Genomic DNA, 12,755 nt, shown 5'->3' with positions numbered 1-12,755 from the left:
TGGTGCAACCGCCCACGGCCGCGGTTACTTCCCGGCGACCTTGACTCTGACGAGCAACTTGCCCGTCTGGTCGACGACGTCGAACCTGGCGATGTTCTTCATGGCCAGCGTGGTCGTGCTCTTGAACGGGGCGTTGTCCGCGTAGGCCTCGCGACTGATGGTCCAGCTGTCCGTGAAGTCCTCGCGCCCGTCCTTGCCCACGACGCGGACGCGGCAGGTGGTGTCGACGGGCACGCCGATGACCTGGATGCCGAGCTCCGTGCCGCCGCCGCTGAGCGGCCAGGCCATCACGATGGCGGAGTACGCCTTGGCCTCGTTCTCGCCGGTGAACTCACGGCCGGCGACCGCCCTGCTGGGTGTCGCGGGAGCCTTGCTGGCCATGGGTCCGGGGCTGGCTTCCCGCCGGGCGTCGGGCGCCTGGTCGCTTTCCGAGGCCATGAAAGAGTCAGCCTTCTCCATCGGCGACGGAGTGACCGAGGGGGCCTCGGCCGCCGACGTCTGCTGCTGGGGCGCAGTCTCCTGAATGACCGTCCAGACCGTGCCGCCGAGCCCGAGCAGCGCGACGGAGGCCGCGGCCACCAGCAGCAGGCGGCCGCGCCTACTCCGCTTGGCACGGTCGTTGAGCAGCCGGTCGAGCACCTGGCGCGGGGGGCTGGCCACCAGCTCGACGTCGCGTTCTGACACTTTTCCCAGGAACGAGGCCACGCCGTCCAGCTCCAGCAGCTCGGCGCCGCACGCCTCACAGGTCGCCAGGTGGGTGTCGATCTCCAGCGCCTCGTCAGGCTCGAGCGCGCCCAGAGCGTGCGCGCCCAGGGCCAGGCGTACCTCCTCACACGTCATCACGGCGCCAGCCCCCGCTCCTCGAGCGCGAGCTTGAGCGCGCGTAGCGCGTAGTAGGTGCGCGACTTGACCGTCCCCGGCGGAATGCCCAGCGTCGCCGACGCCTCCTTCACCGATCTCCCCCGGTAGTAGACCTCCAACAGCACCTCGCGGTGCTCCGGCCGCAGCGCGGCCAGCGCCTCGGCCACCGCCCACGACTCGACCGCGCGTTCCAGATCGTCCTCGGCGGGCAGGACCGCCAGCGCCTCGTCACCGGTCTCCGGCGGCCTGGCCTTCTTGGCGCGAGCCTGGTCGACGACGAGGTTGCGGGCCACCGTGAACAGCCACGCGCGGATCGGCCGATCGGAGAGCGCGTCGGGGTGTCGCCAGGCCCGGAGCAGCGTCTCCTGCACGACATCCTCCGCCCGTCCCGAGTCACCGGTCAGTCGCAGCACGTATCCGTAGAGTGGCCCCGCGTGCTCGTCGAAGAGGGTCCTCACGAGTTCCTCGTCGGCGGTGCCCGCTGAGTTCACACCCCCATCACGTACGCCCGGGCGCCCCGGTTCAACCTCATCCACGAATCGGCACGTCAGACGCTTCGGCCGAGAACTCCAATCCTTCGGCCACGCTCTTCACCCCGGTCACCTTCACGTCGAAGGGCAGCTCCCCCTTGAACGGGATCGTGTAGGAAACGAACTGCGCGAGCTGGCTGGGCACGCCCTCGATCTTCTCGGCCTGGAGCCTGATGCCCCCGTTGGCCACCTCGACCCGCATCTCCGCGTTGAACTGCACTTTCCTCACCCCTACCGTCACCTCGCCCGACGCCGTGAGTCTCTGTCCGTTGCCGCCGATCTTGACGCCGCGGGGGGCGTATTTGTCGATCGTGGCCCTGGTGAGGGTCCCGCTGATGGTCACCCGACCGGCCCGGGCGGTGGCTCTGTTCTGGAGGACGTCGGCCAGGGGTGCTGTGACGTCGTAGGCCGCGCCCCGCAGGTTCTTGACCGGCACGCCGCCGTAGGAGAACGTGCCGAGATTGAACCGTACCTCCGGATAGCGCCCCGCGACGGCCTGCGTGAGAAAGGGGATGCCCTCAATGGTCACGGTGGGCGTTCCGGACAGGTCGGCGGCGGCGGCGATCCGGTTGGCCAGGTCGCGTTCCACTCCGGCCGCGGCGACCCTGTCCACGACGACAAGGAGAATGACCAGCACGATCAGGAAAACGATCAGCTTGCGCATGGAGCTCCCTGTCTAGGAGGGGGTCAAGAGCTTATCGACTCCTTCCCCGGGAAGACGTCCGATCACCCGCCGGCGAACGGCGGGAGCACTTCCACGGTCGCGCCGTCACCGAGGATGATCTCGTCGTGGGGGCGTTTGCCGACCGGGGAACCGTCCACGAGGAACGAGCAACGCCGCACCACGCGTGCCAGATCTGCACGATTTTGTGTGATTTTGGTCATTAGTTCGCCAAGCGTGACCGCTTCGTACGCTTCCTCCGCGACACCCGCCGCTTCCTTGGCTGCGGCCCAATACCGTATTTTTCCTGTGGTCATGCGATCCTCACCATCTTCCCTGGTCCATTGTGCGTCGCCCTTAACCATGATGTTTCAGGAGACGCGCTGTTCACCTGCTGGACGCGCAATGGACGCGACGTACTCGTGGGATATCCTCACCTACAGGACCTGGGCGACGTAGCCCCCGGGTCCTTGCGCGTTTGAGGAGGCCGTAATGAGCAACCTGCTCCTGCTGACCAACGCCCTCGAGCCATCAGCCGAGGTGCTGCCGGCGCTCGGGTTGCTGCTCCACTCGGTCCGCGTCGCTCCAGCGGAGGCGTCCGCACTGATCGACGCACCTCCCGCCGACGCCGTCCTCGTTGACGCGCGCAAAGAGCTCGTGCAGGCCAAGAGCCTGTGCCGGTTGATCCGCACGACCGGCATCGACTGCCCGCTGCTGGTGATCGTGACCGAGGGCGGGCTGGCCGGGCTGACCGCCGAGTGGGGCGCCGACGACGTGCTGCTCGACAGCGCGGGGCCGGCCGAGGTCGAGGCGCGGCTGCGGATGGCCACCGGCCGCATCTCGCAGGCCGCCGCGGAGGACGTGCCCGACGAGATCCGCAGCGGCGACCTGGCGATCGACGAGGCCACCTACACCGCCAGGCTGCGCGGCCGGGTGCTCGACCTGACGTTCAAGGAGTTCGAGCTGCTGAAATACCTCGCCCAGCACCCGGGCAGGGTCTTCACCCGCGCCCAGCTGCTGCAGGAGGTCTGGGGCTACGACTACTTCGGCGGCACCAGGACGGTCGACGTGCACGTGCGGCGCCTGCGCGCCAAGCTCGGCACCGAATACGAGTCCCTGATCGGAACGGTCCGCAACGTCGGCTACCGCTTCGTCCCCGACCGCTCTGACACCGCCAACGTCTGATCTCTGATCTGGCAGGGTCCGAGCCGATGTGACACATTGGGTGTTCGGTTCGTTTGGCATCTGTCAGGTCGAGGACACCGCCGTCCGTAGGGGGATGGTGTCGGGGTGGATTCGTTCAGGTCACTGGTGGATGAGGGCGCCCGCCCGCGCGTTTTCCGGCGTAACGAGACCATTTGCTCCCCATTGCGGCCGGCCAGCCGTGTTTACGTCATCGACTACGGCTACGCCCGCGAGTACACCCCGGCCGGCGAGCGCGAGGCCATCCACGACCTGCGCGGCGACGGCGACCTCATCGGCGAGCTGGCCTTCTGGAGCCCGAGCGATCGGGTCAGGGTGGACGCGCTGACCGAGCTGCGGGCCTGGCCCATCGACCTGCGGCGGCTGCGCGAGCACGCCTCGGCCAGCCCGGCTGTGGCCACGGCCCTGGTGCAGGAGCTGTTCGCCAGAAACATGGCCGCCCGCAGGCACGAGGCGCTCGCCCGCGCTCCCGTCGCCGCCCGCCTGGCCGTGTGGCTGCTGCACCTCGACGAGCGGTACGGACTGGCCGCGGAGTCCGCGCCGCCGCTGTCCATGGAGACCCTGGCCGACCTGGTGGGCAGCTCTCCTGACGTGGTGCAGCGCCAGCTCCAGCAGTGGGTCCAGCGTAGCCTGCTGGTACGCCCCGGCTACCGGCGCCTGCGCATCGAGGACCCGCCCGCGCTGCGTGCCGCCGCGGGCGACTGGGAGCAGCTGTCGGCGCCCTGGACGGGCCGGGTGACGCCGTTCCTCACCCGGCCCGGCGCGCCGGCGGACCCGCTGCCGATCGGCGAGCTGCCCAAACCCCGCCAGTTGCCTGCGGACGTGCCGGACTTCACCGGGCGGCAGCAGAGCCTCGACCTGCTCACCGCCTGGCTGGACCGCCCCCGCAGGACCAACACCATGGTCGTGCAGGGCTTACCGGGTGTGGGCAAGACCGCGCTGGTGACGCACTGGGGCCACCTGCACGCCGACCGGTTCCCCGACGGCCAGATCGTGATCGACCTGCGGGGCCAGTCACCGAGCCAGCCCCCGATGAACACCGTCGAGGCCCTCGGCCAGATCCTGCGCTCGCTGGGCGTCGGCGAGCCCGCCTCCGACGAGGCCGAGCTGATGCTCCTTTACCGCAGCAGGATCGCCGGGCGCAGGCTGCTGCTCATCCTCGACAACGCCGCCGACCCCGGCCAGGTGCGGCCGCTGCTGCCGGGCAGCAAGGACTGCGTGGTGCTGGTGACCAGCCGAACGCGGATGGCGCCGCTGCGGGCCACCGGCCACGCCGACCTCATGGACGTGCCGGTGCTCGATCCGGGCAACGCGGTGGCGCTGCTGGTGGCGGTGCTCGGGGAGGGCTCGCGGCGGGCCGCCGACCGGGACGCGCTGGCCGAGCTGGCCAGGGTGTGCTCCTACCATCCGTTCGCGCTGCGGATCTCGGCGGCCAAGCTGGCCGAGAACCCCGGGCTCAGCGTGCGGTCGCGGGTTCAGGAGCTGCGCAGGCCCGACCGGCTGCTGGTGGGCGATCCCGAGGAGGCGTTCAGGTCGGCGCTGGACCTGGCGTACGAGTCGCTGAGCCCGGGGCAGCGGCGGGCGTTCCGGCACGTGGGGCTGCTGCCCGGGCGGGACTTCGCCCCTGAGGTGCTGGCCGCGGCCCTGGGCGTGCCGGTGAGCGAGGCCGTGGTCGCGGTGGAGGGGCTGCACCGCGCCTACCTGGTCGAGCCGCTGCCTGGGCCGCGTTACCGGGTGCACGACCTGGTCAAGCGGCTGGCCAGGGAGCTGGGCAGGCACGCGGAGGCCGGCGTGCGCGAGGCCAGGGCGCGGCTGCTCGACCACTACCTGGCGGTCGCGACCGACGCCGGGACGCCGCGGGAGTGGTTCGAGGCCGAGCGGCGCTCGCTGGTGTCGGCGGTGCGGCTGGCCGAGGAGAGCGGCGCGCACGGGATGGCCTGGCGCCTGGCGGAGGCGGTGTTCGAGCCGTTCAGGCGGCTGCGTTTCTACGAGAACAACCTGGAGATCCAGCAGGCCGGGCTGACCTCGGCCATGCAGGTCGGGAACCGGCGGGCGATCGCGCTCATGCGCGGCAACCTGGGCTCCATCCACCGGGACATCGGGCCGTCGACGCTGGCGGCCAGGTTCATCGGCGAGGCACTGGCCGACTACACCGAGCTCGGCGACAGCGTGGGGCGCGCCCGCGCGCTCAACGATCTGGCCGAGGTCCACGGCATCGCGGGCAACAGCGAGGAGGCGCTCAACTGCGCGGGCGAGGCGCTGGAGCTCTACCGGGGGATCGGCGACCTGACCGGGGTGGCCGGCTGCCTGCACACGCTCTCCCGGCTGCACCTGTCCCAGGAGCGGTACGAGCTGGCGCTGCACTACGCCGGCCAGGCTCTGGACGTACGCGAGGAGCTCGGCGACCGCAGGGGCACCGCGCAGAGCCTGATCATTCTGGCCCGGGTCCAGCAGAACCTGGGCCAGCCCAATGCAGCCCTGGAGGAGGGCCTGGAGGCGCTGTCGATCTGCCACGAGCTGGGCGACGAGCACGCCGAGGCCGAGACCCTGCTCTGCCTGGCCGAGATCTACGACCTGCTGCGGCTGCAGCACGACGCGCAGCGCGACGCCGAGCGGGCGCTGGCCGGCTACACCGCCACCGGTGACCAGCACGGCTGCGGGAGGGCCCTGTGCGCGCTTGGGCGCATCGCACGCAACGGCTCCCGGTACGACGAGGCCCTCGCCTACTACGAGCAGGCCCTGGCCGTGCAGGTCGAGCTCCACCACGAGCAGGGCAAGGCCGAGACGCTCGGCGACATCGGCCTGGTGCACTGGAGGCTGTCGGACTACCTGCGTGCCGACGACTACCTGAACCAGGCGCTGACGATCAGCCGGGTGATCCACGACGAGCCCGTCGAGGCCCGCATGCTCAACAGGCTCGCCAGGGTGCGGCGCCGGCAGGGGATGCTGCAGGTGGCGTTCGTGTACGCGCTGGAGGCCCTCGACATCGTGCAGGGCATGGGCAACCGGCGGGCCGAGGCGGACGTGCAGGAGACGCTGGCGTACACGTACCTGTCGCTCGGGATGCACAAGCCCGCCCTGCGGGCGGCGAAGGCGTCGCTGGCGATCAGGGAGGAGCTGCGCGACAACCGGGCCAGCGCGTTGTTGTCGATCGCGCAGGCGCTGCACACGGCGGGCCGACCGGCCGCGGCGCTCGCGCCGGCCAGGGAGACGGTCGAGCTGCAGAACGAGACCGGCACCAGGGACCGGTGGGCGGCGGCGCTCACGACGCTGGCCATGGTGCTGCTGGACCTGGACCGTGTCGAGGAGGCGCTGGTCTACGCGCGGCAGGCCAGAGACGTGCACCTGGAGTGCGGGACCAGGCGGGACCTCGGGTGCGCGCTGCGGGCGCTCGGGCTGATCTCGGCCAGGCTGGGCAACCGGGGCGCGGCCGTCACCTATTTGACCGAGGCGGTGCGCACGCTCGAAGAGGTGGGCGACATCGTCGAGGTGCAGCGGGTGACGGAAGAGCTACGGGAATTGGCGTGAAACGCCGCTAAAAGTCGTGAATTTTCGGGTGTAAGGTCGCAGATCTTCTCCGGATCCTCCCGTTAGCTGGTGCTACCAGCTCATCCACTCGGAGGTGATCCGGATGCTCAAGAGTCAAGTACGGCGAGATCTGAAGTGGCTCAAGCGACAGGCTCGCAAGGACAGACGGATCACCGTCGCGCTGCTCGTCGGCGTGGTGGCCTTCTGGACCCGGCAACTGCCCTTCGACGAGGCGCCCGGCGACATTCTGCGCGGGCTGTCGTACGGGTTGGTCGCCGCCTCGGCGCTCACCTGGCTGGCGTCCGCGCTCCTCGCGGCCAGAACCGTCCGGACGCCGGAGGAGCCGGTGGCCGGGCTTCGCTGGGTGTCCAGGATCCAGCGGAGCAAGGAGTGGGCGTTCTGGTCGGCCGGCGCCTACGTGGCCTGGCACGTGCTGCAGTTCGTCACGGCTCTGGTGCTCGGCTGAGTGCGAGCAGGGCCGGCGTCCAGTGGTCGCCATATCGCCGCTGGAGATCGGCGCGCCGCCAGTCGGCACCGGTGATCAGGCCCCGGCAGAGCGCCGTGCCGCACCGGCACGCCATGGCGAACTCGGGTGCGACGGTGCTGGTGGCGTAGTCGTTCGTGACCTCCTCGCCCGGGCGGAGGTCGCGGCGCGCGGCCAGGGTGTACGGGCCGGTCCACCACAGGTTCGGGTCGCAGCTGTGGTTGCTCTTGCCGATCGGCCGGCCCGGCGGCAGGACCAGATGGAGGTCGCCGTGCGCCGCGATGGTGTCGACATACGGGACTGCGGGGTCGGCGAACAGGTCTTGCAGCTCGCGCCACGTGACCAACCGCCCGCCGAGTCGCGACACGACGGTCCCGGCCGGGATCGCGGCGGTGGCGAACAGGCCGTCGCCCGCGATGGGTGAGGACCTGACCTCGAGGTGCGGGTGCGACCAGCAGTCGGGCTCCGGTTCCACGCGCATATGGCCAGGGTAGATCTGGGCTTACGGGGGTAGCGGCACGGCAGTGGGGAGGTGTGTCACGTGGCCGGCGATCTGATCATTCCTGATGCCGCTCAGGGGGTCGTGGTGTTCGTGCACGGCAGCGGGAGCAGCCGGTTCAGCCCGCGCAACCGTTACGTGGCCGGCGCGCTCAACCAGGCGGGGCTGGGCACCCTGCTGTTCGATCTGCTCACGCCGGAGGAGGAGGAGTCCGATCGGGCGAACGTGTTCGACATCGGGCTGCTGGCCGAGCGGTTGCTGGAGCGGACGAGCTGGGTGCGGGAGCAGCCGGAGGCGGCGGGGCTGCCGGTCGGGTATTTCGGCGCGAGCACCGGGGCCGCCGCGGCGCTGTGGGCGGCCGCCGAGCCGGACAATTCGATCGCCGCGATCGTCTCGCGTGGCGGGCGTCCCGACCTGGCCGGGCCGCGGCTGGCCGCCGTACGGGCGCCGACGCTGCTCATCGTGGGCGGCAGGGACCCGGTGGTGGTGGAGCTGAACGAGGAGGCGCAGCAGCGCCTGCGGGCCGAGAGCCGGCTGACCGTCGTGCCCGGCGCCACCCACCTGTTCGAGGAGCCGGGGGCGCTGGAGGCGGTGGCCGGGCACGCCCGCGACTGGTTCAGCACCCATTTCGCCGCGCCTCAGAAGCCGGAGTGAGTCTCAAGCCGGTCTAAGCCTCAGAAGCCCGGCTGAGCCTCAGAAGCCGGAGTGAGGTGACGTGACGGGCGTCGCGCCCGTCGCCTCGGCCACCAGGCGTTCGTAGACCTCCGGCGCCGTCGTCTCGCAGCCCAGCCGGTGGCCGGTCAGCTCGCCGTGGTCGTCGCTCGAGCCGGTCACCGCCAGCCCCAGCTCCCCCGCCAGTCTCCGTACGTGGGCCCGGGCGGGCGCTTCGTGGTCCTGATGATCAGCCTCGATCCCGAACAGCCCGGCCCTCGCCAACTCGGCGATCCACTCGTCGGGCACGACCGTGCCGCGCTTGGCCGCCTTCGGATGGGCCAGCACCGGGACCCCGCCTGCGGCGCGTACCAGGCGGACCGCGCTCTCGGGGTCCAGCGCGTAACGGGAGACGTACGCGCGGCCGCCCGTCCCGATCCACTCCGGCGTGAACGCCAGCTCCGGCGCGGCGATCACCCCGGCGGCGACCATGGCCTGGGCGATGTGCGGCCGCCCCACCGGGCTACCCGCGGCCACCGCGGACACCTGCTCCCAGGTGACCGGCACGCCCAGCTCCACCAGCCGCTCCACTGTCTCCTGCCCGCGCAGCTCGCGGGCCTCCCTGATACGTACGCACTCGGCCGCCAAGTCCGGCTCCAGCGGGTCGAACAGGTATGCGAGCAGGTGGATGCTCTGCCCGGCGCGGCGGCACGACAGCTCCATGCCCGGCACGAACGTCAGCCCGGCAGGCAGCGCCTCGATCGCCGCGCGGTGCCCGGCCACGGTGTCGTGGTCGGTCAGCGCGAGCACGTCGAGGCCCCGCTCGCGGGCCCGGCGCACCACGTCGGCCGGGGGCTGCGTGCCGTCCGAGTCACTGCTGTGGCTGTGGAGGTCGATGCGCATACGGGCATTACACCGCGACCGTGGCCAGCGTCCGGCCGTCGAAGGTCTCGATCGTGAAGTGGTTGAGGTCGTCCTCCGGGAGGCTGGTGCCGCCGTGCAACACCAGGGGGTCGGGGGAGCCGGGCACGCCGTACCCCTTGTCGGGAACGCGCCAGCTGGCCACGACCTCGGAGCGGCCGTCGTCGCCGACCGCGAGCAGGCGGCACTGCAGCGGGCCCTTGACGCCCTTGAGCTCCAGCGCGACGTGGGTGCCCCAGCCCTTGTCCTCCAGGCCGACGACGGCGGTGGTGCCGGTGGCTCGGTCGGTGGCGGAGTAGGTGCTGCCGGTCATGAGAAGCTCACGGGCCGGACCGTGGATGCTGTCGGGGTTGGGGCCGCCGACGACAGAGTTGACGGCCAGGAAGACGCCGGCCGCGATCAGGACACACGCGGCGGCGGCCATGATCGTGCGATGGAAGCGGCGGCGCCGGCGTTCCGCGGCGGCGCGGCGTACCAGAAGGGACTCGACTTGCGGATCCGGCGGACTCGGCAGCAGATCGTCCGGGTGCACGCCCCTGATCAGCTGCCCCATCTCGGCGAACGCCCCCACCTCGCCGGCGCAGGTGGCGCAGCCGGCCAGATGGCGTTCGAACGCGGCCCGCTCGTGCTCGTCGAGCAGGCCGAGCGCGTACGCGGCCACGTCTTCGTGATGCACCTCGGTCATGGTCGCACCACCCCCCTTTCCTCATGGTGACGCGCCTCCGTCACGGCAACATCACCCCCCTTTCCTCCAATGCGACGCGCAAGGCACGCATGGCGTAGTACACGCGGGACTTCACCGTGCCCACGGGCACGCCGATCGCCTCCGCCGCCTCCTGCATCGAGCGGTCGAGCAGGAACGTCTCCGTGAGGACCTGCCGATGGGCCGGGGACAACGAGAGCATCGCGTCGGTCACGACGATCTCGCGTAACAAGCGCTCGTCCTCGGCGGCCACGGGCTGGACCCGTTCGGGGATCTCCTCGACGGTGTCCAGGGGGCGCGTCCCGGTTCGGCGGCGGTCGTCGATGACGACGCGGCGCGCGACGGTCGCCAGCCAGGGCATGAGCGAGCCCGAGTCGGTACGGAGGTCGTGAAGGTTGCGCCAGGCGCGGACCAGGGTCTCCTGCACGACGTCCTCGGCCCAGCGCCGATCGCCCCCCGTCAGCCGGATGGCGAAGGCCATCAGGGAGGCGCCGTATTCGCGGTAGAGGGCTCGGACCATGGCTTCATCGGTTACGCGGCGATTCACGGCGGGACGGGCTCCTCGCACTGCCGATATCGTGAAATATCGCGCCGATATGGGGATTCTTACTGTAGCCAGCGGCGAGGGCGGCGACCATGCACTTTGCTTCTCTGGTCACACAGCCAGATTCAAACGGCAAATCGGGCTCACCCCGGCAGTTGCCAGGTGTGGAGGTGTTCCCAGGTGAGGGTGTGCCACCAGCGGCCGGTCCAGTCGTCGCTGTGGGTGCGGTAGAGGCTCACCGTGTTGCCGGAGAAGCGGTCCGGGTGGTCGACGCGGAGCCCTCGCGCGTACTCCTCGACCTCCTGTCGTAGATCGGGCCGTTCGTACAGGTCGTGCGACGCGAGCGACAGGTGGGCCTGAAAGGTCGCCGGGTCGAAACGGTGTTCGTCCGGGTTCGGCGCCGGGGTCATCAGAGGCACGATGGCCTTGTCCACAGCGGCGGCGAGTTCCACGAACGCCTGGTTCGGCGTCGTGGCGTCGGCGAGGTGGTGCACGTCGTAGACGAGGCCGACTCCCTGCCGGCGGATACCGGCGTTGTACACCGTGAACGCACGAATGCCGGAGAGCCCCTCGGTCACCGCATCCTTGATGATGTCCACGGGCGCGGTGATGTGCCGGCTGCCGACGAGTGTGGCGTGCGGCGGGAAGGCTCCTGCGGAGACGAAGCCGTACTGGGCGCGCAGTTGCCCGGTGACCGCGGTCACCGCCGCGCAGGTGACGGGGTCAGGGCGCAGGTAGACACCGTAGCGGTACGGGTCACCCGTGGCGCGGGCGAAACGTTGTGTCATAGCCCGGCCTGCTTGCGGTAGTCGCTGATCTTGGCGGTGGCGGCGTTCTGCGCCGCCGTCAACGCGTCGTCCACCGACTTTGCTCCGCTGAAAGCCTGCTGCATTTCCGGGACCACGACGGCGCGGATGCCCGGCATCGCACCGGACAGGCAGCCCGAGGTGGCCGGGATGGCGGCTGTCTCGGCGAACTGCTTGGCCAGCACGGCAGAGCCGGGATTCTTCGTGAGGAACGCCTGCCAAGAGGACGAGGTGTCGACCGCGGTGTTGATGGGGGCGTACCCGGTCGCCTGCGCGAACCGCTCCTGTACGGCCGCCGAGGCCAGATGGCTGACGAGCTTCCAGCTCGCCACCACCTCGGCGTCGGTGTGCCCGACCCGGCTCACCCACATGGCCGCCCCGCCGATCAGGGCGCCGGAGCTCGCCCGGTCGCCCGACAGAGGGTACGGCAGCGCGCTGTACCCCTTCATGCCGATGTCGTTGAGACCGCCGATGGCGCCGCTCGAGTTGAACATCATGGCGACCTTGCCGCCGCTGAACGCCTTCACCGCGGCGTTGCCGTCAGCGCCGACGTCGAGCCCCGCCCCGTCGGTGTACAGCTTCGCCATGGTGCCGATCGCCCGTCGCTGCGGCTCGCTCGTCAGCGAAGCGGCGGTGGCTCCGCCGGCCGCCCGGCCGTTGGACGGAGTGCAGTAGAGCGCGCCTGATGCGGCGGTGAGCTGCTCGAACCACCAGCCGTCGAAGGGCTGGACGATTCCCTTGACGTCAGGCACCTCGGAGGAGACCTTCCGCGCGGCTGCCGCGACGCCGTCGAGCGTGCCGAGCGTTGACGGATCCACGCCTGCGCGGGACAGCAGGGCGTCGTTGACGTACAGCAGCGGCATCGAGGTGGCGAGCGGCACGGCGAGCAGCTTTCCCTCGGCGGTGTAGTAATTGCGCGCCGCCGGCCGCAGTTGGCCGAGGTCGAGGTCGCCCGGGTTGGCCGCCGCCATCGCCTCGGCCGGCACGGTCTGGCCGGCGTCGCGGAGGAATCCTGTGGTGATGTCGTTGGACACCATGATGCTGGGCGTGCTCTTGTCGCGGATGGCGGAGGTGTATTTGGCGATGGCGTCGGCGTAGCTGCCCTGGAACGCCGCCTTCGCCTCGATTTTGCCCTTGTTGGCCGTGTTGAAGGCGTCGATCTCGGCCTGGAGCGCCTCGCCTGCGGCGCCACCCATCCCGTGCCAGAGCGTCACGCTCACCGGCCCGGACGCCCCGTTCAGCGCCGCCGGTCCCGGCGCTGACGTGGACCCGGCTGACTGGTCGGCTGGGCTGCCGCAGGCAGCGACCATGGTCGCCATGACGAGGAGCGCGCCGGCGAGGCGCGGTCGTACAGACATCACTGA

General features: G+C 70.7%; 14 protein-coding genes. 4 read left to right on the top strand and 10 right to left on the bottom strand.

Translation table 11 applies throughout. The annotated features are described in order from the left end of the window. Positions 1-24 precede the first annotated feature (24 nt). The 4 genes from Q9G87_RS04885 to Q9G87_RS04870 all read right to left on the bottom strand — a co-directional run bounded on the left by Q9G87_RS04885 (position 25) and on the right by Q9G87_RS04870 (position 2,369). Complete coding sequence (locus Q9G87_RS04885; protein WP_305915135.1) at positions 25-840, bottom strand: anti-sigma factor family protein; 816 nt, start codon at positions 838-840, stop codon at positions 25-27. Continuing rightward, positions 840-1,352 carry a sigma-70 family RNA polymerase sigma factor gene (locus Q9G87_RS04880; RefSeq protein WP_305914942.1) on the bottom strand — a complete coding sequence of 171 codons (513 nt, stop codon included), beginning with the start codon at positions 1,350-1,352 and terminating at the stop codon, positions 840-842. The genes Q9G87_RS04885 and Q9G87_RS04880 overlap by 1 nt, the downstream gene beginning before the upstream one ends. A gap of 37 nt (positions 1,353-1,389) precedes the next feature. Next, complete coding sequence (locus Q9G87_RS04875; protein WP_305914941.1) at positions 1,390-2,055, bottom strand: LmeA family phospholipid-binding protein; 666 nt, start codon at positions 2,053-2,055, stop codon at positions 1,390-1,392. Between the two features lie 62 nt (positions 2,056-2,117). Beyond that, positions 2,118-2,369: a MoaD/ThiS family protein gene (locus tag Q9G87_RS04870; protein ID WP_305914940.1), complete on the bottom strand. Its 252-nt coding sequence runs from the start codon at positions 2,367-2,369 to the stop codon at positions 2,118-2,120. Positions 2,370-2,544: 175 nt separating this feature from the next. On the opposite strand from Q9G87_RS04870, the gene Q9G87_RS04865 reads away from it, so the two are divergent. The 3 genes from Q9G87_RS04865 (at position 2,545) to Q9G87_RS04855 (ending at position 7,249) form a co-directional block, all read left to right on the top strand. Further along, entirely contained in the window at positions 2,545-3,237 is a 693-nt protein-coding gene (locus Q9G87_RS04865; protein WP_305914939.1) for a response regulator transcription factor, read from the top strand. A 105-nt stretch (positions 3,238-3,342) separates the two neighbouring features. Further along, positions 3,343-6,783 (top strand): tetratricopeptide repeat protein, encoded by a 3,441-nt coding sequence (locus Q9G87_RS04860; protein WP_305914938.1) that lies wholly within the window; start codon positions 3,343-3,345, stop codon positions 6,781-6,783. 103 nt (positions 6,784-6,886) lie between these two features. Continuing rightward, positions 6,887-7,249 carry a hypothetical protein gene (locus Q9G87_RS04855; RefSeq protein WP_305914937.1) on the top strand — a complete coding sequence of 121 codons (363 nt, stop codon included), beginning with the start codon at positions 6,887-6,889 and terminating at the stop codon, positions 7,247-7,249. On the opposite strand, the gene Q9G87_RS04850 is transcribed toward Q9G87_RS04855, so the two are convergent. Beyond that, the gene (locus Q9G87_RS04850) at positions 7,227-7,748 is read right to left on the bottom strand and encodes an SET domain-containing protein (protein WP_305914936.1); all 522 of its coding nucleotides are present in this window, start codon (positions 7,746-7,748) and stop codon (positions 7,227-7,229) included. The genes Q9G87_RS04855 and Q9G87_RS04850 overlap by 23 nt on opposite strands. Positions 7,749-7,808: 60 nt before the next feature. Here Q9G87_RS04850 and Q9G87_RS04845 point away from each other — a divergent pair, with 60 nt between their 5' ends. Then, on the top strand, positions 7,809-8,420 hold the full coding sequence (locus tag Q9G87_RS04845; RefSeq protein ID WP_305914935.1) for a dienelactone hydrolase family protein: 612 nt from the start codon (positions 7,809-7,811) through the stop codon (positions 8,418-8,420). A gap of 39 nt (positions 8,421-8,459) precedes the next feature. Here Q9G87_RS04845 and Q9G87_RS04840 read toward each other — a convergent pair whose 3' ends face one another. The 5 genes from Q9G87_RS04840 to Q9G87_RS04820 all read right to left on the bottom strand — a co-directional run bounded on the left by Q9G87_RS04840 (position 8,460) and on the right by Q9G87_RS04820 (position 12,749). Continuing rightward, positions 8,460-9,320 carry a PHP domain-containing protein gene (locus Q9G87_RS04840; RefSeq protein ID WP_305914934.1) on the bottom strand — a complete coding sequence of 287 codons (861 nt, stop codon included), beginning with the start codon at positions 9,318-9,320 and terminating at the stop codon, positions 8,460-8,462. A gap of 7 nt (positions 9,321-9,327) precedes the next feature. Further along, positions 9,328-10,023 carry an anti-sigma factor family protein gene (locus Q9G87_RS04835; protein ID WP_305914933.1) on the bottom strand — a complete coding sequence of 232 codons (696 nt, stop codon included), beginning with the start codon at positions 10,021-10,023 and terminating at the stop codon, positions 9,328-9,330. A gap of 40 nt (positions 10,024-10,063) precedes the next feature. Then, entirely contained in the window at positions 10,064-10,588 is a 525-nt protein-coding gene (locus Q9G87_RS04830) for a sigma-70 family RNA polymerase sigma factor (RefSeq protein WP_442942042.1), read from the bottom strand. Positions 10,589-10,728: 140 nt separating this feature from the next. Beyond that, complete coding sequence (locus Q9G87_RS04825; protein WP_305914932.1) at positions 10,729-11,373, bottom strand: 2'-5' RNA ligase family protein; 645 nt, start codon at positions 11,371-11,373, stop codon at positions 10,729-10,731. Beyond that, positions 11,370-12,749 carry an extracellular solute-binding protein gene (locus Q9G87_RS04820; protein ID WP_305914931.1) on the bottom strand — a complete coding sequence of 460 codons (1,380 nt, stop codon included), beginning with the start codon at positions 12,747-12,749 and terminating at the stop codon, positions 11,370-11,372. Before Q9G87_RS04820 ends, Q9G87_RS04825 begins: the two co-directional genes overlap by 4 nt. Positions 12,750-12,755: the final 6 nt, after the last annotated feature.

This window comes from Nonomuraea turcica (genome assembly GCF_030718205.1).
Classification (GTDB): Bacteria; Actinomycetota; Actinomycetes; order Streptosporangiales; family Streptosporangiaceae; genus Nonomuraea.
Note: the sequence above shows the minus strand (reverse complement) of the source record. Positions and strands in the feature narration are given on the sequence as shown.